Annotated in this window: 21 protein-coding genes; 14 read left to right on the top strand and 7 right to left on the bottom strand. The window is 68.4% G+C overall.

What is annotated here, in order from left to right; translation table 11 throughout:
- Positions 1 to 13: 13 nt before the first annotated feature.
- On the bottom strand, positions 14 to 1,093 hold the full coding sequence (locus tag BGP17_RS08995; protein ID WP_286711738.1) for an NAD(P)/FAD-dependent oxidoreductase: 1,080 nt from the start codon (positions 1,091 to 1,093) through the stop codon (positions 14 to 16).
- Positions 1,093 to 2,037, bottom strand: coding sequence for an alpha/beta fold hydrolase (locus BGP17_RS08990; protein ID WP_286711737.1), 945 nt, complete (start codon positions 2,035 to 2,037; stop codon positions 1,093 to 1,095). Before BGP17_RS08990 ends, BGP17_RS08995 begins: the two co-directional genes overlap by 1 nt.
- A 49-nt stretch (positions 2,038 to 2,086) precedes the next feature.
- Here BGP17_RS08990 and BGP17_RS08985 point away from each other — a divergent pair, with 49 nt between their 5' ends.
- From BGP17_RS08985 to BGP17_RS08945, 9 genes are all read left to right on the top strand, one after another.
- Positions 2,087 to 2,560, top strand: coding sequence for an A24 family peptidase (locus BGP17_RS08985; protein WP_286711736.1), 474 nt, complete (start codon positions 2,087 to 2,089; stop codon positions 2,558 to 2,560).
- Between the two features lie 61 nt (positions 2,561 to 2,621).
- Positions 2,622 to 3,653: a Flp pilus assembly protein CpaB gene (cpaB, locus tag BGP17_RS08980; protein ID WP_167301118.1), complete on the top strand. Its 1,032-nt coding sequence runs from the start codon at positions 2,622 to 2,624 to the stop codon at positions 3,651 to 3,653.
- A gap of 1 nt (position 3,654) precedes the next feature.
- Positions 3,655 to 5,397, top strand: coding sequence for a type II and III secretion system protein family protein (locus BGP17_RS08975; protein WP_286711735.1), 1,743 nt, complete (start codon positions 3,655 to 3,657; stop codon positions 5,395 to 5,397).
- A gap of 28 nt (positions 5,398 to 5,425) precedes the next feature.
- Positions 5,426 to 6,049 carry a CpaD family pilus assembly protein gene (locus tag BGP17_RS08970; RefSeq protein ID WP_353681867.1) on the top strand — a complete coding sequence of 208 codons (624 nt, stop codon included), beginning with the start codon at positions 5,426 to 5,428 and terminating at the stop codon, positions 6,047 to 6,049.
- On the top strand, positions 6,046 to 7,338 hold the full coding sequence (locus BGP17_RS08965; protein WP_286711733.1) for a P-loop NTPase family protein: 1,293 nt from the start codon (positions 6,046 to 6,048) through the stop codon (positions 7,336 to 7,338). The genes BGP17_RS08970 and BGP17_RS08965 overlap by 4 nt, the downstream gene beginning before the upstream one ends.
- 51 nt (positions 7,339 to 7,389) lie before the next feature.
- Positions 7,390 to 8,370 (top strand): type II secretion system F family protein, encoded by a 981-nt coding sequence (locus BGP17_RS08960; protein ID WP_286711732.1) that lies wholly within the window; start codon positions 7,390 to 7,392, stop codon positions 8,368 to 8,370.
- A 4-nt stretch (positions 8,371 to 8,374) separates the two neighbouring features.
- Entirely contained in the window at positions 8,375 to 9,379 is a 1,005-nt protein-coding gene (locus tag BGP17_RS08955) for a type II secretion system F family protein (RefSeq protein ID WP_167301123.1), read from the top strand.
- Between the two features lie 66 nt (positions 9,380 to 9,445).
- Positions 9,446 to 9,976, top strand: a complete 531-nt coding sequence (locus tag BGP17_RS08950) for a hypothetical protein (RefSeq protein ID WP_286711731.1) — start codon at positions 9,446 to 9,448, stop codon at positions 9,974 to 9,976.
- 11 nt (positions 9,977 to 9,987) lie between these two features.
- Complete coding sequence (locus BGP17_RS08945; protein WP_167301125.1) at positions 9,988 to 10,497, top strand: helix-hairpin-helix domain-containing protein; 510 nt, start codon at positions 9,988 to 9,990, stop codon at positions 10,495 to 10,497.
- 61 nt (positions 10,498 to 10,558) lie between these two features.
- On the opposite strand, the gene BGP17_RS08940 is transcribed toward BGP17_RS08945, so the two are convergent.
- The 5 genes from BGP17_RS08940 to BGP17_RS08920 all read right to left on the bottom strand — a co-directional run bounded on the left by BGP17_RS08940 (position 10,559) and on the right by BGP17_RS08920 (position 17,278).
- Positions 10,559 to 11,071: a chorismate--pyruvate lyase family protein gene (locus tag BGP17_RS08940; protein WP_167301126.1), complete on the bottom strand. Its 513-nt coding sequence runs from the start codon at positions 11,069 to 11,071 to the stop codon at positions 10,559 to 10,561.
- The gene (ppdK, locus tag BGP17_RS08935; RefSeq protein ID WP_286711730.1) at positions 11,068 to 13,731 is read right to left on the bottom strand and encodes a pyruvate, phosphate dikinase; all 2,664 of its coding nucleotides are present in this window, start codon (positions 13,729 to 13,731) and stop codon (positions 11,068 to 11,070) included. Before ppdK ends, BGP17_RS08940 begins: the two co-directional genes overlap by 4 nt.
- A 144-nt stretch (positions 13,732 to 13,875) precedes the next feature.
- A complete protein-coding gene (locus BGP17_RS08930) occupies positions 13,876 to 14,352 on the bottom strand; it encodes a hypothetical protein (RefSeq protein ID WP_167301128.1) in 477 nt (158 codons plus the stop codon).
- On the bottom strand, positions 14,349 to 16,415 hold the full coding sequence (gene glyS / locus BGP17_RS08925; RefSeq protein WP_286711729.1) for a glycine--tRNA ligase subunit beta: 2,067 nt from the start codon (positions 16,413 to 16,415) through the stop codon (positions 14,349 to 14,351). Before glyS ends, BGP17_RS08930 begins: the two co-directional genes overlap by 4 nt.
- Positions 16,412 to 17,278 carry a glycine--tRNA ligase subunit alpha gene (locus BGP17_RS08920; RefSeq protein WP_167301198.1) on the bottom strand — a complete coding sequence of 289 codons (867 nt, stop codon included), beginning with the start codon at positions 17,276 to 17,278 and terminating at the stop codon, positions 16,412 to 16,414. The genes glyS and BGP17_RS08920 overlap by 4 nt, the downstream gene beginning before the upstream one ends.
- A gap of 118 nt (positions 17,279 to 17,396) precedes the next feature.
- On the opposite strand from BGP17_RS08920, the gene BGP17_RS08915 reads away from it, so the two are divergent.
- The 5 genes from BGP17_RS08915 to pth all read left to right on the top strand — a co-directional run bounded on the left by BGP17_RS08915 (position 17,397) and on the right by pth (position 20,617).
- Positions 17,397 to 18,296: a TraB/GumN family protein gene (locus BGP17_RS08915; RefSeq protein WP_286711728.1), complete on the top strand. Its 900-nt coding sequence runs from the start codon at positions 17,397 to 17,399 to the stop codon at positions 18,294 to 18,296.
- Between the two features lie 88 nt (positions 18,297 to 18,384).
- Entirely contained in the window at positions 18,385 to 18,717 is a 333-nt protein-coding gene (locus tag BGP17_RS08910; RefSeq protein ID WP_167301130.1) for an ArsR/SmtB family transcription factor, read from the top strand.
- Positions 18,714 to 19,196: an SRPBCC family protein gene (locus BGP17_RS08905; protein WP_286711727.1), complete on the top strand. Its 483-nt coding sequence runs from the start codon at positions 18,714 to 18,716 to the stop codon at positions 19,194 to 19,196. The genes BGP17_RS08910 and BGP17_RS08905 overlap by 4 nt, the downstream gene beginning before the upstream one ends.
- A 152-nt stretch (positions 19,197 to 19,348) precedes the next feature.
- A complete protein-coding gene (locus BGP17_RS08900) occupies positions 19,349 to 19,966 on the top strand; it encodes a 50S ribosomal protein L25/general stress protein Ctc (protein ID WP_086131043.1) in 618 nt (205 codons plus the stop codon).
- Positions 19,967 to 20,047: 81 nt separating this feature from the next.
- A complete protein-coding gene (pth, locus tag BGP17_RS08895) occupies positions 20,048 to 20,617 on the top strand; it encodes an aminoacyl-tRNA hydrolase (protein ID WP_286711726.1) in 570 nt (189 codons plus the stop codon).
- Positions 20,618 to 20,699 lie beyond the last annotated feature (82 nt).

The following is a 20,699-nucleotide window of genomic DNA, read 5'->3' as shown; positions in this document are numbered from 1 at the left end:
CGGCTAACCCAGGTTAGCTGCCGAAACGTGCAGGCGAATAGGGGTCCGGGTCAATAGCCGCGACCGCGGGATCGGGTGCGCCGCCGAGCAGCAGCGCCGAAGCGAGCCTGGCGGCGGCCGGCGCGGTCTGGATGCCGAAGCCGCCCTGGCCGGCGCACCAGAAGAATCCCGGCACATCCATGTCGAAGCCATAGACCGGCAGGCGATCGGGCGCGAAGGTCCTGAGGCCGGCCCATTTGTGCTCGAGCCTGTCCACCCGCCAGTCGACGACATGCTCGAACCGGTCGATCGCCGTGGCCACGTCGATATCCTCCGGCTGCGCATCGCAGGGCGGCGTCGCGATCTCGTCGTGCGGGCTCAGCCAGATCCGCCCGCCCGCCTCCGGCTTCCAGTAGAAGCTGCCGCCGATATGCGCGACCATCGGGCTGCCGGGTGCAGGCGCCGGATCGGTCTTCAGCTGCATGATCGTGCGGCGATAGGGCCGAATGCCGAGCGGTCGCGCACCGGCCATCTCCGCCACCGGATCGGCCCAGGCGCCGGCGGCATTGACGAGAACGGCAGCCTCGAAGGCGCCGGCCCGGGTCTCAAGCTTCCATGCGCCGCCCTCGCGCCGCGCGGAAAGGAGCCCGGCATGCGTCCGCAATTCCGCCCCCGCCCGCTTCGCCGCGGCGAGCATGTCGCCGTGCAGGCCGCCGACATCGATATATTCGCAGCTCGGCTCGAGCACGCCGAGCGTCCATTCGGGGCGCAGGCCCGGGATCATCGCCCGCGGATCGACCGGGCGCAGCGCCACCCCCGTGCCCTCGAACTCGGCGAGGAACGCCGCGATCGCCCCGGCCTCGTCCGCCCTGCCGATATGGACGGAGCCCATCGGCTCCAGATACTTTCCGAGCATCGGGCCCGATGCAGTGGTGAGCGGCTGGACGGCGGGCCCGCCATAGCTTTCGGACCAGAAGGCGGCCGAACGGCCCGTGGCATGATAGCCGGCGCGCTCCTCGGCCTCGAGCAGCAGCACGCGCACATGGGGCGCGAGTTCGGCCGCGAGGCTGGCACCGGCGATGCCGGCACCCACGATCGCTATGTCATGGGCCATCAGCGCCGCTGGGCGCGGGCGGCGAGGAAGAGGTCGATCTCGCCGATCGCGCGGTTGCGGACCCGGTCTTCCTCGCGCAGGATCTCGTGCGCGCTTTCCTTGCCGAAGCTGACGATGCGGGCGTCGGGGAGCTTCGGCACGATCCGGAGCGCCGCCTTCGCATCGACGAGCCCATCCGCCTTGGCGACCAGGGCGAGCACCGGCACCGGCATCTTCCGAAGCTTCGGATTGCCCGCCAGCTCGCGCATCGACTTGAATGCCTGGATCAGCCAGCGCCAGCTCGGCGGGCCGGTCACGATCGCGGGATCGTGCTGCTGCCACCAGATCTCGTCGGCATAGCGATCGGGATCATGGGTGAGCAGGTTGGCGCGGGTCTCGGTGGTGTAGGGCTTCTCGTTGCTCTTCCAGGCCGGCCGGGTGCTGTCCCCCACGCCGCCCAGGATGCGCGCGGCCCGCTCGGCAAAGGGGCCCAGCGCGCTCTTCACGCCCAGCATCGGCGCGACGATCACCGCGGCATCGGGGCGGATCGCCCCTTCGACCAGCCCGCGCAGCACCAGGTGGCCGCCCATCGAATGGCCCATCACCACATGCGGGCCGGGCGTCGCCGCCTCCCAGTCCGCATAGAAGGCGCGCAGGTCGGCGATGAAGCTGTCGAAGCTGTCGATATCGCCGCAATTGGCCGCGGCGGTGAGCCGGCCCGAGCCGCCCTGGCCCCGCCAGTCGAACGACGTGATCGTCCAGCCCTGGTCGTGCCAATGGTGGAAGGCCTCGAGATACTTCTCGAAGATGTCGCCCCGGCCGCCCTGGAACAGGATCGATCCGCGCGGCGTGGCGGCCTCGGCGGGCCAGGCGAAGGCGCGCAGCTGCCAGCCGTCGGGAGCCGTCCAATGATGGACCTTGGCCCCGGCGGGGATGGTGCGGCGGATATCCGGGTTTTCACGCATGGGGCTTGGTTACGTTTTGATAAGCCGTCCCGTCTAGGACTTTGGCGACATGGGGGATGTGTACGTCACTTTGCTGCTCGTAGCACTTGCGCTGCTGCTCGTCTCGGCGGGCATCCAGGATGCGCGCACACGCGAGATCGCCAACTGGAAGAATGCCGCCATCGCATTGCTGGCGCCGCTCTGGTGGTGGGCGAACGGACTGGCGCTGTGGCCGGACGTGGCGATGCAGGCCGGCGTTGCCGCGCTCGTCTTCGCCTTCTTCCTCGGCGCGTTCGCGCTGGGGCAGATGGGCGGCGGCGACGTGAAGATGATCGGAGCGCTTGCGCTGTGGCTGCCGGTGCAGCCGCTGGTGTGGATGCTCGTGCTCATGTCGCTGATCGGCGGCGGGCTCACGCTCCTCATGGTGATCGAGAAGCGGTTGCGCCGCGACGCGGGGGGGCCGCTGGAGATCCCCTATGGCGTCGCCATCGCGATCGCCGCGCTGCTGGTTCTTCGCGAACCGATTTTTAACCAGTTCGGGTGAATAATTAACGCTGGCGCAACCACATACGCCGGCGCTTTTGAGAAGGCTTGGGAATAGCGAAATGGATGCACGCAAGCTGATCCTGCTCGTCGGCGCGCTCGTCGTGGCGGCCATCACCGCGTTCATGGCGCGCAACCTGATGAGCGGCGCGCCCGCGCCCCAGGCCGGCGCCGTGCCCGCGGCCGTCCAGCCGCAGAACACCACCGAAGTGCTCGTCGCCAAGCGCGAGCTGCCGGTGGGCACCATCCTGGATGCCCAGTCGCTCGAATTCCGCCCCTGGCCCAAGGAACTGGTCGAGGGCGCCTATTATGTGCGCAGCGAATCGGACCCGGCCAAGCTGGTCGGCACCGTGGTGCGCTTCCCGATTCCCGCCGGCCAGCCGGTGACCCAGGGCGCGCTGGTGAAGCCCGGCGACCGCGGCTTCCTGGCGGCCGCGCTCGGCGCCGGCATGCGCGCGGTGACCGTGCCCGTCTCGACCCAGAGCGCGGTTGCGGGCTTCGTCTTCCCGGGCGATCGCATCGACCTGATCCTCACCCAGTCGGTGAGCGGCGGCGGCGACGGTCCGGCGCTCAAGGCGTCCGAGACGGTGCTGCGCAACCTGCGCGTGCTCGCCACCGACCAGAAGACCGACAAGCAGACCGACGACAAGGGCAACACGATCGTCAACACCTATTCGACCGTCACGGTCGAGGCGACGCCCAAGATCGCCGAGAAGATCGCGGTGGCGCAGACCATCGGCACGCTCTCGCTCTCGCTGCGCTCGATCGCCGACAATCAGGGCGAGCTCGAGGACGCGATCGCGAACGGCGACGTCGAGGTGCCGAGCGACCCGAAGAAGGAAAAGGAAATGATCGCCAAGGTGGCGCGCACACCGCAGGACGGCGCGACCACCTTCGCCACCGGCGCCGACGTGTCGCGCTTCCAGCGCAGCACCGTGCCGACCAAGCCGCACGACATGGGCACGGCCGGTGCCCCCGGCGCTACGCCCGCGCCCGGCCAAAGCTTTCCCGGCGCCGCGACTCCGCGCGGCCCGGTCGTGACCGTCGTTCGCGGCAATGCCGAGACCGCCGTTGCTCTGGGGGGCAAGAACTGAAATGACTCGCAAGCTTCTCCTGAAGCGCTCGCTCGCCGCGATCGTGTCGACCGCGCTGGTCGGCACGCCGGCGACCGGCTTCGCCCAGACCGCCAAGTCAAAGCGGCCCCACCCGGCACGCACCAATGCGCCGGCCCGCACCAATGCGCCGGCCCGCACCAATGTGGGCGTCGCCAACCTGCCGCCGGGCACGCAGCGGCCGAGCGGCGAGATCCTGCTCTCGACCGGCCAGGGCGAGTTGATCACCCTTCCCGCCACCGTCGCCAACGTCTGGACTTCCAATCCGTCCGTCGCCGACATCTATGTGAACAATCCGCGCCAGATCCATCTGTTCGGCAAGGAGTTCGGCGAGGCGACGGTGTTCGCGACCAGCGCCTCGGGCGCGGTGGTCTTCTCCACCAATGTCCGCGTGGCGCAGAACATCACTTCGATCGACCGCATGGTGAAGGTGGCGATGCCCGATGCGGACGTCCAGGTGACCACGGTCGGCCAGATCGCGGTGCTCAACGGCACGGTGAAATCGCCGCAGGACAGCGAACAGGCGCAGCGCCTGGTAACCGGGCTGCTCAACCCTGGCGTCAACGTCAACGACCCCAATGCGCAGGTCAAGATCGCGGTGATCAACCGTCTGCGGACCGCCACGCCGCTGCAGGTGCAGCTGCAGGTGAAGTTCGCCGAAGTGAGCCGCAGCTTCGTCAAGAACATTGGCGTTAATTTCAGCACTAAGGACTCGACCGGGGGCTTCCAGTTCGGCCTGGCCCAGGGCCGCAGCCCGGGCTCGTTCTCGGCGGCGGACCTCGCCAAATATCCGACCGCGACGATGACGCAGAACGGCGTCACCATCACCGGCGCCTATGATCCCTCCACGGGCAGGTTCGTCAATCCGCGCGCCAGCGGCCTGGCCGACATCACCCGCGGCTCCGACAACGCCACCATGGGCCTGGCGGGCAAGCTGTTCGGCCTCGACGTGCTTTCGGCCATCGATCTCGGCGAGACGATCGGCCAGGTGACCACGCTCGCCAATCCGAACCTCACCGCGCTTTCGGGCGAGACGGCGAACTTCCTCGCCGGCGGCGAGATCCCGATCCCGGTCGCGCAGGGCCTGGGCACCACCACGGTGGAATACAAGCAGTACGGCATCAGCCTGGCCTTCACGCCGACGGTGCTGGCCGATGGCCGCATCTCGCTGCGCGTACGCCCCGAAGTGTCGCAGCTGACTTCGGCCGGCGCGGTGCAGCTGAACGGCGTCACCATCCCCGCGCTCAGCACGCGCCGCAGCGAGACCACGGTCGAGCTCGGCTCGGGCGAAAGCATGGTGGTGGGCGGACTGCTGCAGAATTCGCAGAACAATTCGATCACCAAGACGCCGGGCCTGGGCGACGTGCCGATCCTGGGCGCGCTGTTCCGCTCCAACGCCTTCCAGCGCCAGGAGACCGAGCTGGTGATCGTGATCACCCCCTATCTGGTGAAGCCGGTCAACGCCAATCAGATCGTCCTGCCGACCGACGGCTACAAGGCGCCGAACGATTTCGACCGCGTCTTCATGGGCGCGCTCTCCAGCCGCGACAAGAATGGCGAGCGCCCCAAGCCGAGCATGGCGCCGGCGGACGGCCAGCCTTCGGTGGGCGCCTATTCGCCTGCCCCGGCCGGCCAGGCGACCGCGCCCGCTCAGATGGCGCCCGCCCCGCAACCCAACCGCAAGCAGAAGAAGGGCGGCTCCGCGGCCCCCGGCTTCGGCTTCTGACCCGATGCGACTGACGAGGAGATCGCCCGTGCTTCCGCGCTTCACTCCCCTGCTCGTCCCGGCGCTGCTGCTCGCCGGCTGCGGCACCTATAATGGCGGCGTGGAATCGGTCCATCAGCCGATCGTCCAGCGCAGCGACTATGTGCTCGACCTGCAGACGACCGGCTATTCGCTGGCGCCGGGCGAAAGCCAGCGCCTGGCCGGCTGGATGTCGGCGATGAGCCTGCGCTATGGCGATCGCGTCGCGATCGACGACGGCGCCGCCGGCACCACCGGCCGCCCGGAAATCGCCGCCGAGGCCGGCCGCTACGGCCTGATCCTCGCCGATCGCGCGCCCGTTACCACCGGCCAGATCGCGCCGGGCACCATCCGGGTGGTCGTTACCCGGATGACCGCCAATGTGCCGGGCTGCCCCGACAATTCGCGCCCCGCGGAATATACGTTCGAGGCGAGCACCAGCTCCAACTATGGCTGTGCGACCAACAGCAATCTCGCCGCGATGATCGCGGATCCGGCCGATCTCGTCCGCGGCGCCGCGGGGTCGCCCACGGCCGATCCGATCACCGCATCCAAGGCCATCGGCGCGCTGCGCGCGGCGGTGCCTTCGGGCAGCGGCGGCAAGGTCGACGCCGGTTCGGGGAGCCCCAAGTGAACGCGCCTTTCAATCCCGCCCGCACCGGGCATCGCGATCCGTTCGTTGCGTTCGTCTGCGACGAGACGACGGCGGAGATTCTGCGCCCGATCGCCGTCGAGCTCGGCTGGTCGCCGGAGAAGGTCAACAAGGGCGGCCTGCGCAACGCGGTCCAGACCCTGTCGGTCTCGGCGAGCCCGAACATCCTGTTCGTCGACCTCTCCGAGAGCGGCGATCCGCTCAACGACATCAACGCACTCGCCGAAGTCTGCGAGCCTGGCACGATCGTGATCGCGTCGGGCCAGGTGAACGACGTGCGCCTGTATCGCGACCTCGTCGCGAGCGGCATCCACGACTATCTGCTCAAGCCGCTGAATCCAGATGCGCTGCGCGACGCCTTCGCCCAGGCGCAGACCGCGCTCAACGCACCCAAGCTGGCCGAGACCGGCACTGATCGGCCGCATTGCGCAGTCGCGGTGATCGGCACGCGCGGCGGCGCCGGCGCTTCCACGCTCGCCACCTCGCTTGCCTGGCTGATGGGCGAGCGCCTGGGCCGCAGCACGGCGCTGCTCGACCTGGACGTGCATTTCGGCACCGGCGCGCTCGCGCTCGACCTCGAGCCCGGCCGCGGCCTGACCGACGCGATCGAGAATCCAAGCCGCATCGACGGGCTGTTCATCGAGCGCGCGATGGTCCGCGCTTCGGACCGCCTTGCGGTGCTCAGCGCCGAAGCGCCGATCCACTCGCCGATCATGACCGACGGCGCGGCCTTCTATCAGCTGCAGGAAGAGATCCGCACCGCATTCGAGTGCACGATCGTCGACCTGCCGCGCTCGATGCTGGTCAACCATCCGCACCTGATCACCGATGTGCAGGTGGCCGTGCTGGCGACCGAGCTGACCCTGGCTTCCGCGCGCGATGCGATCCGCATCCTGAGCTGGTTCAAGTCGAACGCGCCGCAGACCCAGGTGATCGTGGTCGCCAACAAGATCCAGCAGGCGGCAGTGCTCGAGATCAGCCGCAAGGACTTCGAGGGCTCGATCGAGCGCAAGATCGATTTCATGCTGCCCTTCGATGCCAAGCTCGCCTCGCAATCGGCCAAGCTGGGCAAGCCGCTCGCCGAAGTGGGCAAGGGCAACAAGGGCATCGCCCCGCTCGCCGACCTCGCCCAGCGCATCGCCGGCATCGCCGATTCGGGCGCGGACGAAGCTGGTCCGAGCAAGGCGAAGGGCAAGGGCGACAAGCCCAAGGGTGGCGGCTCGCTGCTCGACAAGTTCAAGGCGAAGATGCCGGCAAAGGCAAAGAAGTAACCATTGCGCGGCTAGTCTGCGCAAGGGTTACGCAAGCGGAGTTGGTGCGGCGTGGACATGCTGCCGGTATTGATGCTCGCTGGAGGCACCTTCGTGGTGCTCGCGCTGATGGTGCTCGCCTTTTCGGGGCCCTCGGCCGAGCGGGCGGGCGCGCGCCGCGTCAAGTCGATGCGCGAACGCCATGTGGTGAGCGCCGTCGGCGCCAATGCGATGGAAGCGCAGATGCGCCGCGTCGCCGCCGCCCGCGCCACGCGGATGGACGTCACCGCCGCGCGCTTCCTCCCCAATCCGGCGCTGCTCCAGAAGCGGCTCAGCATGACGGGGAAGCCCTGGACGCTCGGCCAGTACATGATGGTCAGCGCCGGGCTCACGCTGGCGCCCGCCGTGTTGATCATGCTCCAGGGCCTGCCGATCCTGCTGGGGCTGGGCGTCGGCCTGGTCCTGGGCGTCGGCCTGCCGCATTTCGTGGTCGGCTTCTTCATCAAGCGCCGCGTCGCCCGGTTCACCGCCAAGTTCCCCGATGCGATCGAACTGCTGGTGCGCGGCCTGCGCTCGGGCCTGCCGATCACCGAGACGATCGGCGTGGTCGGCCAGGAAGTCGACGGCCCGGTCGGCGAGGAATTCCGCGCGGTGAGCGACAAGATGAAGATCGGCAAGTCGCTCGACACCGCGCTGCAGGAAACCGCGGACCGGCTCGGCACGCCCGAATTCCAGTTCTTCACCATCACCATCCAGATCCAGCGCGAGACCGGCGGCAACCTGGCCGAGACGCTGGCCAACCTGGCCGACGTGCTGCGCAAGCGCGCGCAGATGAAGCTGAAGATCAAGGCGATGTCGTCGGAATCCAAGGCATCGGCGCTGATCGTCGGCGCGCTGCCCTTCATCGTCTTCGCGCTCGTCTGGTTCATCAACAACAACTACATGGCCAATTTCTTCGCGGACCAGCGCCTGATGATCGCCGGCGGCGGCGGCCTGCTCTGGATGGGCATCGGCGCCTTCATCATGGCCAAGATGGTCAATTTCGAGATCTAGCGGCATGAACCCTCCTCCCTCCGGACCCACGCTGCTCGGCGTCGACGTCATCTGGGTGGCGACGATCCTGTCGGCCGTCGCCGCCTTCGCGGTGCTGCTGGCGATCTATGCCGCCACCACGGTGCGCGATCCGATGGCGAAGCGCGTGAAGTCGCTCAACGAGCGCCGCGAGCAGCTGAAGGCGGGCATCACCGCCTCCACGTCGAAGCGCCGCGCCAAGCTGGTCCAGAAGAACGAGACCACCGACCGCATCCGCTCGCTGCTCTCCTCGATGAAGGTGCTGCAGGACAGCCAGGTCAAGCAGGCGCAGACCAAGCTGCTCCAGGCGGGCATCCGCCGCAAGGAATTCGCGGTGGCGGTGATCTTCGGCCGGCTGGTGCTGCCGATCGTGATCGGCGGGCCGGTGCTCTACCTCGTCTACGGCACGAGCATGTTCGCCGACTGGAGCCCGATCAAGGCCTATGGCCTGGTCGCCGGCAGCTTCATCCTCGCCTACAAGTTCCCGGATCTCTATCTCAAGAACAAGATCCAGAAGCGCAGCGCGGCGATCCGCAAGGGCCTGCCCGACGCGCTCGATCTGCTGGTGATCTGTGCCGAAGCGGGACTCACCGTCGACGCCGCCTTCCACCGCGTCGCCAAGGAGCTGGGCAAGGCCTATCCCGAGCTGGGCGAGGAATTCCAGCTCACCGCGATCGAGCTGGGCTTCCTCACCGATCGCCGCCAGGCCTTCGAGAATCTGGCGGAGCGCATCGACCTCGATTCGATCCGCGGCGTGGTCACCACCATGATCCAGACCGAGAAATACGGCACGCCGCTCGCCTCGGCGCTGCGCGTGCTCTCGGCCGAATTCCGCAACGAACGCATGATGCGCGCCGAGGAAAAGGCCGCGCGCCTGCCCGCGATCATGACCGTGCCGCTGATCCTGTTCATCCTGCCGGTGCTGTTCGTCGTGATCCTGGGGCCCGCGGCCTGCTCGATCAACGATGCGCTGATCTCGAAGGGCCCCTAACCTTTCCGGTGGCGCGGCCTTCCCGGGCGGGATAGCTTCCCGCCAGACTAAGGGGAGGTCGACTCGATGCATGATTTGCCGTTCCAGACGATCACGCAGGTCGCGGGCTTGGGCCTTACGCTGATCGCCGGCTGGTTCCTGGGGCTCGCCAGCCATGGCGGCGGCCGCAAATGGCGCGAACGACTCGAGGAAGCGGAGACCGAGAATGCCGGCTATCGCGACCGGGCCGAGAGCGACCTGCGCGATGCCGCCCGCCGCATCCGCGATCTCGAGGCCGAGAATGCCCGGCTGAAGGCCGCCCCGCCCGCTCCCGTTCCCGCTCCGGCCCCCGCCGCCGAGCCCGAGGGCCATTCGACCGCCACCATGGCCGCGGCGGCAGCCATTGGCGCGGTCGCCGGAGCCGCCGTCACCCATGCGGCGGAGGCACATGCCGAACCCGCGCCGGAGCCTGTGCATGCCGAGGCCGCTCCCGTGGAAGCGGCGCATGTCGAAGCGGCGCCCGCCGAGCCGGCGCCGGTGGCCCCCGCGCCCGCCGAGCCGGTGCATGACGTGCCGGCGGCAGAGGCCGAGCCCTCGCATCCCGAGCACGCGCACTAGGATCGCGGACGATGGCGCTTCCGTTCGAGACCGCGACTCAGTTCGCCGCGCTGGGGCTGACTCTGGTCGGCGGCTGGTTCATCGGCCTTGCCAGCCGCTCCGGCGGCGCGAAGTGGCGCGAGCGCTACCAGGACGAGGAACTCGAACATGCCCGCTATCGCGACGAGGCAGAGGAGCGCATCCGCGCGCTCCAGGCCGAGTTGGCGACGATACGCAGGCAGGCGCCGGTGCCCGCTCCCGTGGTGGAGGATGCGCCCGGTGCCGGCTGGCGCGGCTGGTTCGGCTGGGGCCGGGACAATCTCGCGCGGATCAAGGGCATCGACGAAGCGCGCGAGAAGCGGCTCAACGAGCTGGGCATCAAGACCTATCGCGAGATCGAGAAGATGGCGCCCGATGACGAGGCCGCACTGGAACAGCGGCTGGAGGTGGCGCCCGGCACGATCGCCGGGCAGGGCTGGCGCGAGCAGGCCGCCCTGTTGCGCGCCGGCAACGAGCGCGAGCATGCGGAGAAGTTCGGCTAGGCCGTGGTCTCATATTCGTTTCCGTAATTCCCGCCTGCGCGGGGATGACGGGCCCGGGGCGTCAGGGCTTGCGCACCGGCAGCCCGATCAGCTCCGGCGTGTAGTTCTCCACCACTTCGGCGAGCGGCCGGCCGTCGCCGCCGATCACCAGCGCGCGCTGGCGCAGGACATAGGGCGCGACCATGGCGTCCTCGCCTTGCGTCGCGATGCCGAGCGTGCGCCGGCTGGGGGCGAGCGGGCGGATTACGGCCCCGAACGGAGTATCGCCGGCCAGCGCCGCGTTCATCTCGGGCGTGAGCCGCGCGGGCACATACCAGTTCTCGGCGATGGACAGCGACAGGCCGCCGCATTTGAGCACGACGCTGCGATAGGTCACCGGCTCGGCCGGACCGACCGCAAGATGCGCGCGCTGCTCGGGCGTGGGCGGCTTCCGCCCGGCCCGATCCACCACGGCGCGGATCGGCTCGCCACAGCGGCGCTGGAGCACCGCGGTCGCGCTGCGTGCCGAGCGCAGTTCCTGCCGGAGCGATTCCGCCGGATCCGCCTGGACCAGCAGCAGCGCGAGCGGGATCACCCCTTGCGCAGCGCCGCCTGCGCCGCCGCCAGCCGGGCGATCGGCACGCGATAGGGCGAAGCCGAGACGTAATCGAGCCGGGTCTCCTCGCAGAACGCGATGCTGGCCGGATCGCCGCCATGCTCGCCGCAGATGCCCAGCTTGATGTCCGGGCGAGTCGCGCGGCCGCGCTCGGCGGCGATCGCGATCAGCTCGCCCACGCCCTCGACATCGAGGCTCACGAACGGATCCTTGGCGTAGATGCCCTTCTCCACATAAGTGGTGAGGAACTTGGCCGCATCGTCGCGCGAGACGCCGAGCGTGGTCTGGGTCAGGTCGTTGGTGCCGAAGGAGAAGAAGGCGCCGACTTCCGCGATCTCGCCCGCACGCAGCGCCGCGCGCGGCAGCTCGATCATCGTGCCGACCAGATAGTCGATCGTGCGGTCCTGCTCGGCGAACACGTCGCGCGCGGCCTTGTCGACCACATTCTTCATCAGCTCCAGCTCGCGCCTTGTGGCGACCAGCGGGATCATCACCTCCGGAATCGGCGCCTCGCCGCTATTCTCGGCGACGATGCACGCCGCCTCGAAGATCGCGCGCGCCTGCATCTCGTAGATCTCGGGATAGGTCACGCCCAGGCGGCAGCCGCGATGGCCAAGCATCGGGTTGAACTCGTGCAGCTCGGCCGCGCGGCGCTTGAGCGTCTCGACATCGAGGCCGGCCGCCGCCGCCACTTCGGCGAACTCGGCTTCCTCGTGCGGCAGGAACTCGTGGAGCGGCGGATCGAGCAGGCGGATCGTGCAGGGCAGCCCCGCCATCACTTCGAAGATCTCGACGAAATCGCTGCGCTGCTCGGGCAGCAGCTTGTCGAGCGCGGCGCGGCGCCCCGCCTCGTCGGCGGCGAGGATCATCTCGCGCACCGCAGTGATGCGCGACTGTTCGAAGAACATGTGCTCGGTACGGCACAGGCCGATGCCCTCGGCGCCGAAATCGCGCGCGGTGCGGCAATCGAGCGGCGTCTCGGCATTGGTGCGCACCTTCAGCCGGCGCTTGGCATCGGCCCAGACCATCAGCGTGCCGAAATCGCCGGCCAGCTCGGGCTGTACGGTGGGCACGGCGCCCAGCATCACTTCGCCGGTCGCGCCGTCGATGGTGACGAGATCGCCCTCGCGCACCTCGCGGGTGCCGACCCGGAACAGCTTCTCGCGCGCGTTGATCGCCAGCGTGCCAGCGCCGGAGACGCAGGGACGGCCCATGCCGCGCGCCACCACCGCCGCGTGGCTGGTCATGCCGCCCCGCGCCGTGAGGATGCCGCGTGCCGCGTGCATGCCGTGAATATCCTCGGGGCTGGTCTCGACGCGGACGAGGATCACCGCCTCGTTCGCTGCCGCCCATTTCTCGGCGGTATCGGCGTCGAACACGACCTTGCCCGAAGCCGCGCCCGGCGAGGCGGGCAGGCCCTTGGTGAGCACGTCGCGCGGCGCCGCCGGATCGAGCGTCGGGTGGAGCAGCTGGTCGAGCGCCGCCGGATCGACGCGCAGGATCGCCTCTTCCTGCGTGATCAGCCCCTCGCTCGCCATGTCGACCGCGATCTTGAGCGCCGCCTTGGCGGTGCGCTTGCCCGAGCGGGTCTGGAGCATCCACAGCTTGCCGCGCTCGACGGTGAACTCGATGTCCTGCATGTCGCGATAATGCTTCTCGAGCGTCTCGAAGACGGCCGCGAGCTGGGCATAGACTTCGGGCATCGCCTCTTCCATCGAGGCGGGCCTGGCGCCGGCCTTTTCGCGGGCGGCCCGGGTCAGATATTGCGGGGTGCGGATGCCGGCGACGACGTCCTCGCCCTGGGCATTGATCAGGAACTCGCCATAATAGGCGTTCTCGCCGGTCGACGGATCGCGGGTGAAGGCCACGCCCGTCGCCGAGGTGTCGCCCATGTTGCCGAACACCATCGCCTGGACGTTGACTGCCGTGCCCCAGTCGCCGGGAATGTCGTTCAGCCGGCGATAGACCTTGGCGCGCTCGGACTGCCACGAGCCGAACACCGCGCCGATCGCGCCCCAGAGCTGGTCGTGCACGTCCTGCGGGAAGGGCTTGCCCCACAGCTCCTGCACCAGCGCCTTGTACGCGGCGACCAGCGCCTGCCAGTCCGCGGCCGAAAGCTCGGTGTCGAGATTATAGCCGCGATCCTCCTTGGCGATCTCCAGCGCTTCCTCGAAGCGGCCATGATCGAGCCCGAGCACCACGTCGGAATACATCTGGATGAAGCGGCGATAGCTGTCCCAGGCGAAACGCGCATCGCCGCTGGTGGCCGCCAGGCCCTCGACCGTGGCATCGTTGAGGCCGAGGTTCAGCACCGTGTCCATCATGCCCGGCATCGACACGCGCGCGCCGGAACGGACCGAGACGAGCAGCGGATCGGATGCGTCGCCGAACTTCTTGCCGGTGACGCCCTCGATATGGGCGATGCCGTTCGCGACTTCGGCCTTCACGCTTTCAGGAAAGGCCTCGCCCTGATCGTAATAGACCGCGCACATCGGCGTGCTGATCGTGAAGCCGGGAGGCACCGGCAGGCCGATCGAGGCCATGCCGTCGAGATTGGCGCCCTTGCCGCCGAGCAGGTTCTTGTCACCCTTGCCCCCGTCCGACACATTCCCGCCGAAGCGGTACACATATTGCGTCATGCAAAGCCCTTCGTTCGTTGGGGCCGCCTACCGCAGGTGCGAACAGGGGGAAACCCGCTGACTACGTTGTCATATCGCAAGATTTGCTTGGGTTGGGGACAAGTTTCGAAGACACCGGTTACCCAGCATGAATCCCTGGGGCCATCAGCCTCTTGTCGATCCCGTCTTGTCCTGCTGGCGCTCCAGGAGCGCGCGGCCGAGCGCGCCGACGAACAACAGGTCCGGCACTTCGCCCGCGAGCTTCACCCGAACCCGCTCGCCCACCAGCCTGCGCTCGCGCTCGACCGAGTGCATTTGTGCCCAGGGCACGTAGATCGTCGGGTGAAAGGGACGGAAGAGCAGGAAGGGGCGCAGCCAGAAGCCCGATTCCGAAGTCCAGCCCTCGACCGCGGAGCCATAGTTGGGCGAGCGCAGCGATCCGCCGATGTTGAGCGACACGAAGCGCCAGCGCCGCGCGGAATAGGGCGGATCGGAAGTGGCGGGATAGGCGCGGGCAACCTTGCGCCACCCCAGGTTCGCGATCAGGGCAATGATCGCGAGCCAGAAGAAGGGGAAGACCAGCAGGAACAGCGCGGCGAAGAGCCCCGGCGAAACCGGAAGCCCCTGCCCCGCCGCGCTCATCCCTCGATCCTGGAGAAATCGGCGACGTTGTTCACCGCATCGCGGATGCGGGCGAGCAGGGCCAGGCGCGCATTGCGCTTCTGCGCGTCGGGATCGTTGACGGTGACGTCGTCGAAGAAGCGGTCGATCGGCGCGCGGAGCGAGGCGAGGGCCGCCATCGCGCCTTCGAAATCCTCCGCCGCGATCGCCGCTTCGGCCTTGGGCTCGGCAGCGTCGAGCGCCGCGATCAGCGCGGACTCGGCGGGCTCGGCTTCATAGATGCCGGTATCCGCGACTTCGCCGGGGACCCAATTCTCCTTCTTGAGGATATTGGCGGCGCGCTTGTAGCCGGCGAGCAGGTTCCGGCCCTCTTCCGACAGGACGAACGCCTGGAGCGCCTTCACCCGGGCGAGCAGCCGGACGAGATCGTCCTCGCCGCCCAGGGCGAATACCGCGTCGATCAGGTCGTGCCGGACGCCGGCTTCCTTCTGCTGGACCTTGAGGCGGTCGGCGAAGAAATCGAGCACATCCTGGTTGACCGACTTGGCGAGCGGGAAGCGCAGGCCGTTGTCCAGGATCAACGCGATCACGCCCAGCGCCGAGCGGCGGAGCGCGAAGGGATCCTTGGAGCCGCTGGGCTTCAAATCGACGCCGAAGAATGCCGTGATGCTGTCGAGCTTGTCCGCCAGCGACACCGCCACCGTCACCGGCGCAGTCGGCACGTCATCCCCCTGCCCGACCGGCTTGTAGTGATCGCGGATCGCCTCGGCGACTGCCGCCGGCTCGCCCTGGGCGGCGGCGTAATAGCCGCCCATCAGGCCCTGGAGCTCGGGGAACTCGCCGACCATGCCGGTGACGAGATCGGCCTTGGCGAGCCGCGCGGCGCGCTCGGCCTGGTCCGGATCGGCCTTGACCACCCCCTCTTCCGCCAGCCAGCGCGCCAGCCTGGCGACGCGGTCGACCTTGTCCGCCACCGTGCCCAGCTTCTCGTGGAAGACGATCTTGCCGAGCTTGGGCGTCAGCGCCTCGAGCCGGGTCTTGAGATCGGTCTCATAGAAGAAGCGCGCATCGGAGAGGCGCGCCGCGAGCACCTTCTGGTTGCCCTCGACGATCTTCGCGCCGCCGTCCGCCGCGTCGATGTTCGCCACGCAGACGAAGGCGTTGGCGAGCTTGCCCGCGCCGTCGCGGCAGACGAAATATTTCTGGTTCACCCGCGCGGTGAGCTGGATCACTTCGGGCGGCACGTCGAGGAACGCCGGATCGAAGCGGCCGAGCAGCGGCATCGGCCATTCGGTGAGGCCGGCATTCTCGTAGAGCAGCCCTTCGTCCTCGATCAGCGTCAGGCCCGCCTTCTGCGCCGCCATCTTGGCGCCCAGCGCGATGATGTTGCGGCGCTCGGCGCCGTCGACGATCACATGGCAGGCGCGCAGCTTCTCGATATAGTCGGCGGCCGAGCCGATGGTGATCCCGCCCGGATGGTGGAAGCGATGGCCGACGGTGACCGAGGCGCTCTTCACTCCGGCGATCTCCACCGGCACCAGCCTGTCGCCGAGCAGCGCGATGATGCCCTGGAGCGGGCGCACCCAGCGCAGGCTCTCGGTCGATTCCGACGCGGCGCCCCAGCGCATCGACTTGGGCCAGGGGAAGGCGGTGAGCACATGGGTGATCGCGCTGGCGAGCACCGAACCGGCGGCGATGCCGGGCCGGTCGATCACGGCGAACAGCAGCTTGCCGCCCTTGCCGTCGTCGCGCTCGACGAGCTGGTCGCGGCTGAGGCCGGTCGAGCGCAGGAAACCCTCGATCGCCTGGGCCGGCGCATCCGCGCGGGGCCCCTTGCGCTCCTCGCTGGCCGCCGCGGTCATCTCGGCGACGCCGCGGACGATCAGCGCCAGGCGGCGCGGCGTCGCGTAGCTCTCGATTGCGGAGAACGGCAGGTTGAGCGCCTTCAGCCGCGCCTCGAACAGCGCGGCCAGATCGGCGCGCGCCTTTTCCTGCATGCGCGCCGGAATCTCTTCCGAGCGGAGTTCGAGCAGAAAGTCTTCCACGGCACCCGTGTTCGGCGTGCCGGCAACAGGGGCGCTCATACCGTCCACTCCGGATACTTGGCATTCCAGGCGGGCGTCATGTGCTGGATCCAGGCTTCGCAACTGCCCTTGGCCAGGTCGCGCACGCGGCCGATATAGGCCTGGCGCTCGGCGACGGAGATCACGCCGCGGGCCTGGAGCAGGTTGAACAGGTGGCTGGCCTCGATCGCCTGCTCATAGGCGGCGATGGGCACGTTGTTGGCCAGGCAATTCTCGCACTCGGCCACCGCCTTGCGGAAGCCGTCGAACAGCATCTCGGTGTCGGCGACTTCGAAATTATACTTGGACATCTGCTTCTCGTTCTCGAGAAACACGTCGCCATAGGTCACGCCCGCCTCGTTGAAGGCGAGGTCGTAGACGCTGTCCTTGTTCTGGATGTACATCGCCAGCCGCTCGAGCCCATAGGTGAGCTCGCCGGCGACGGGCTTGCAGTCGAAGCCGCCCATCTGCTGGAAATAGGTGAACTGGGTGACTTCCATGCCGTCGCACCAGACCTCCCAGCCCAGGCCCCAGGCGCCGAGCGTGGGCGATTCCCAATCGTCCTCGACGAAGCGGATGTCGTGGCGGGTGAAGTCGATGCCGATCGCCGCCAGCGAGCCGAGATACAGGTTCTGCAGGTCGGGCGGGCTCGGCTTCAGGATCACCTGATACTGGTAGTAGTGCTGGAGCCGGTTCGGATTCTCGCCATAGCGGCCGTCGGTCGGGCGGCGGCAGGGCTGGACGAAGGCGGCGTTCCACGGCTCGGGGCCGAGGGCGCGCAGCGTCGTCGCCGGATGGAAGGTGCCCGCGCCCATGCGCATGTCATAGGGCTGGAGGATCACGCAGCCCTTCTCCGCCCAATAGTCGTGGAGCGTGAGGATCATGCGCTGGAAGCTGAGAGGCTCTGCCATAGCCTCGCGCTTTGGCGCCTCCCCTCCTGCCGGTCAATGCCGCACCGCGGCGGCGCTGGATCGGCACGCGGTTCGGGGCTACCGGTTGGCGATGACCGGAAGCCGCACGATCCGCCGCCTGCTCCCCGCATTGCTGGCACTGGCCGTCTGGGGCTGCGGGCAGCAGCCGCCCGCCCCGGCCGAGCAGGCCCGGCCCGCGCTCTGGGTGGTCAAGGACGACGATACCACCATCTATCTGTTCGGCACCGTCCATGTGCTCAAGCCCGGCATCGCCTGGTTCCAGGGCGGGGTGAAGCAGGCGTTCGACAAGTCCGACACGCTGGTGCTCGAGCTGGTGATGCCGCCCGATGCCGAGATGCAGAAGATCGTCGCCGAGCTCGGCACCGCGCAGGGCGGCCCGCCCCTGCCCGAGCAGCTCCCCCCGGCAGAGGCGGCGCGGATGCGCGCGGCCCTGCCCGAATATGGCATGGCCCCCGATTCGCTCGACCGCGCCGAGCCCTGGCTGGCCGCGACCCTGCTCTCGGTGATGCCGCTCCGCCAGCTCGGCTATGACGACAAGCAGGGCGCCGAACGGGTGCTCACCGATGCCGCCAGGGCCGGGGGCAAGAAGATCGAGGGACTGGAGACCGCGCGCCAGCAGCTCGGCTATTTCGATGCCCTGCCCCTGCCCGCCCAGCGCAAGCTGCTGATCGAGACGATCGACGACCTGCCCCAGGCCGGCAGCAGGATCGACCGGGCGGTCGCCGCCTGGCGCCAGGGCGATGCCGACGGGCTGGCGAAGCTGGTCAACGAGGACATGGCCAGCGCCCCCGAAGTGACCGAGGCGCTGCTCGTCCGCCGCAACCGCAACTGGGCCGACTGGATCCAGCGGCGGATGGCGCGGCCCGGCACCGTGTTCGTCGCCGTGGGCGCCGGGCATCTGGCGGGCGAGGCCAGCGTGCAGGCCGAGCTGGCCAGGCGCGGCCTCAAGGTGGAGCGCGTCCGCCCCTGACGGACACCAAAGGCGACCGGGTCGCCGCCGGATTGACATCGCCCGGAGCTTAATATAACTGATTGGTTAGATAACTGATGAGTTAGATATGGACAGACTGAGCAACACCTTTGCCGCCCTGGCCGACCCCACCCGCCGCGCGATCCTGGCGCGGCTGGCGCTGGGCGAGGCTTCGGTGGGCGAGCTCGCCCAGCCCTTTGCGATGAGCGGCCCGGCGGTGACCAAGCACCTGAAGGTGCTCGAGCATGCGGGCCTGATCTCGCGCAGCCGGGTCGCCCAGCAGCGCCCGGCCCGGCTCGAGCCCGCCGCGCTCAAGGCGGCGAGCGACTGGCTCGCCGAATATCGCCGCTTCTGGGACGCCAAGTTCGACGACCTCGACGCGTATCTCGCTGAACTGCAACGCAATGGAGAGAGCAAATGACCACGACCGAAATCGGTGTCGGCTATGAAGTGACGATCGACCGCATCTTCGCGGCCCCGCGCGAACTGGTGTTCGACTGCATGACCAAGGCCGAGCATCTCGCCCGCTGGTGGGGGCCGCATCATTTCGACGTGCCCTTCGCCGAGAGCGACGCGCGGCCGGGCGGCAGCATCCGCCTCGATATGCGCGGGCCCGAGCCGTACGGCACCAACGAAGTGCACGGCGAATATGAAGTGGTGGACCGTCCGGATCGCCTGGTCATGGTCCTGCGCGCCTTCCAGGGCGCGGACGGCAGCTGGGGCATCGAGCACCGCACCACCATGGCCTTCACCGACGCGCCCGAAGGCGGCACGCGCATGCACATGACCACGGTGGTGCTGCAGGCGAGCGAGGAACTGCTGCCGGCGCTGGCGGGCATGAAGGAAGGCTGGAGCCAGAGCTTCGAGAAGCTCGAAGCGGTGCTGCCGGAACTGGCGTGAGCGATTCTCCCTCTCTCCGCCTGTGGGGAGAGGGGGTATCCCCGCCTTGCTTTTCTTCCCTTGCCCCGCTATGCGCGCGCCTTCCGTGCCAGGGTCATCCCTGGAGGCCTGGCCGGTTGCATTGATACAACACTAGCGAATTGGAACGACACATGAGCGATACGCTTACGCTGTCGGCCGAGGCGCGCGAGCAGGTTGGCAAGGGAGCCTCCCGTTCGCTTCGTCGTGAAGGCCGCGTCCCCGCCGTTATCTACGGCAACAAGCAGGATCCCAAGAGCATCCACGTCTCCGAGCGTGAACTGACGAAGCTGCTCATGACCGGGCACTTCTTCAACTCGGTCGTGATGATCGGCGGCGAGCGCACCCTGCCCAAGGACGTGGCGTTCGACCCCGTCTCCGATCGTCCGGTCCATGCCGACTTCCTGCGCATCAGCGAGCACGCGACCGTGCACGTGAACGTGCCGATCGTCTTCACCGACGAGGAAGCGGCCCCCGGCATCAAGCGCGGCGGCGTGCTGAACGTCGTCCGCCACGAGCTGGAGCTGGTGGTCGACGCGGCCGAGATCCCCGACGAGATCAAGATCTCGCTCAAGGGCCTCGAGGTCGGCGACTCGCTGCACATCTCGGCGGTGACCCTGCCCAAGGGCGCGACCCCGGCGATCACCGACCGCGACTTCACCATCGCGACCGTGGTTGCCCCGTCGGCGCTCAAGTCGAGCGAAGGCGACACGACCCAGACCGAGGCTGCGGCCGAGGGCGAAGGCGAGTAATCCCGCCTCCGAACTTGCGGGTTCAAAAAATCGCCTCCGCATCCTAGGTGCGGGGGCGATTTTCGTTTTCAGGAACATGCGATGCAGCTCTGGGTCGGCCTGGGCAATCCGGGCCCGCAATATGCGATGCACCGGCACAATGTGGGCTTCATGGCGGTGGACGCCATCGCCGAGACCTATGGCTTCTCGGCGGAGAAGAAGCAGTTCCAGGGCTGGGTGCGCGAAGGCCGGGTGGGCAACCAGAAGGTGCTGCTGCTCAAGCCTGGCACGTTCATGAACGAGAGCGGACGCGCGGTGCGCGCGGCGATGGACTTCTACAAGCTCGCCCCCGCCGACGTGACCCTCTTCCACGACGAGCTCGACCTGGTGCCGATGAAGGTGAAGGTGAAGATCGGCGGCGGCACCGCGGGGCATAACGGCCTGCGCTCGACCGACAAGCATATCGGCCCCGATTTCCGCCGCGTGCGGATCGGCATCGGCCATCCCGGGCACAAGGACCGGGTGCACGGCTATGTGCTGGGCAATTATGCCAAGAGCGAGATCGAGCCGCTGGCCGACATGCTCGGTGCGATCGCCGCGGAGGCGCCCTGGCTGGCGGCGGGCGACGATGCCCGGTTCATGAGCGACGTGGCGCTGCGGCTGCAGGACTGAGGTCGAGAATCCGAACAAGCCCCTGAAACCCCGCCTTCGCCGCGGATGACGGTCGGGAATGGCGGGAACAATGGAAAGCCCG

Origin of the sequence: Sphingomonas sp. 67-41 (assembly GCF_001899725.1) — a bacterium.
GTDB lineage: Bacteria > Pseudomonadota > Alphaproteobacteria > Sphingomonadales > Sphingomonadaceae > Sphingomonas > Sphingomonas leidyi.
Note: the sequence above shows the minus strand (reverse complement) of the source record. Positions and strands in the feature narration are given on the sequence as shown.

Excerpts from the sequence above, each read along its gene's own strand:
- BGP17_RS08995 (WP_286711738.1), bottom strand. The coding sequence starts at position 1,093 with ATGGCCCATGACATAGCGATCGTGGGTGCCGGCATCGCCGGTGCCAGC.
- BGP17_RS08990 (WP_286711737.1), bottom strand. The coding sequence starts at position 2,037 with ATGCGTGAAAACCCGGATATCCGCCGCACCATCCCCGCCGGGGCCAAG.
- BGP17_RS08985 (WP_286711736.1), top strand. The coding sequence starts at position 2,087 with ATGGGGGATGTGTACGTCACTTTGCTGCTCGTAGCACTTGCGCTGCTG.
- cpaB (WP_167301118.1), top strand. The coding sequence starts at position 2,622 with ATGGATGCACGCAAGCTGATCCTGCTCGTCGGCGCGCTCGTCGTGGCG.
- BGP17_RS08975 (WP_286711735.1), top strand. The coding sequence starts at position 3,655 with ATGACTCGCAAGCTTCTCCTGAAGCGCTCGCTCGCCGCGATCGTGTCG.
- BGP17_RS08955 (WP_167301123.1), top strand. The coding sequence starts at position 8,375 with ATGAACCCTCCTCCCTCCGGACCCACGCTGCTCGGCGTCGACGTCATC.
- BGP17_RS08950 (WP_286711731.1), top strand. The coding sequence starts at position 9,446 with ATGCATGATTTGCCGTTCCAGACGATCACGCAGGTCGCGGGCTTGGGC.
- BGP17_RS08945 (WP_167301125.1), top strand. The coding sequence starts at position 9,988 with ATGGCGCTTCCGTTCGAGACCGCGACTCAGTTCGCCGCGCTGGGGCTG.
- ppdK (WP_286711730.1), bottom strand. The coding sequence starts at position 13,731 with ATGACGCAATATGTGTACCGCTTCGGCGGGAATGTGTCGGACGGGGGC.
- BGP17_RS08930 (WP_167301128.1), bottom strand. The coding sequence starts at position 14,352 with ATGAGCGCGGCGGGGCAGGGGCTTCCGGTTTCGCCGGGGCTCTTCGCC.
- glyS (WP_286711729.1), bottom strand. The coding sequence starts at position 16,415 with ATGAGCGCCCCTGTTGCCGGCACGCCGAACACGGGTGCCGTGGAAGAC.
- BGP17_RS08920 (WP_167301198.1), bottom strand. The coding sequence starts at position 17,278 with ATGATCCTCACGCTCCACGACTATTGGGCGGAGAAGGGCTGCGTGATC.
- BGP17_RS08915 (WP_286711728.1), top strand. The coding sequence starts at position 17,397 with ATGACCGGAAGCCGCACGATCCGCCGCCTGCTCCCCGCATTGCTGGCA.
- BGP17_RS08910 (WP_167301130.1), top strand. The coding sequence starts at position 18,385 with ATGGACAGACTGAGCAACACCTTTGCCGCCCTGGCCGACCCCACCCGC.
- BGP17_RS08905 (WP_286711727.1), top strand. The coding sequence starts at position 18,714 with ATGACCACGACCGAAATCGGTGTCGGCTATGAAGTGACGATCGACCGC.
- BGP17_RS08900 (WP_086131043.1), top strand. The coding sequence starts at position 19,349 with ATGAGCGATACGCTTACGCTGTCGGCCGAGGCGCGCGAGCAGGTTGGC.
- pth (WP_286711726.1), top strand. The coding sequence starts at position 20,048 with ATGCAGCTCTGGGTCGGCCTGGGCAATCCGGGCCCGCAATATGCGATG.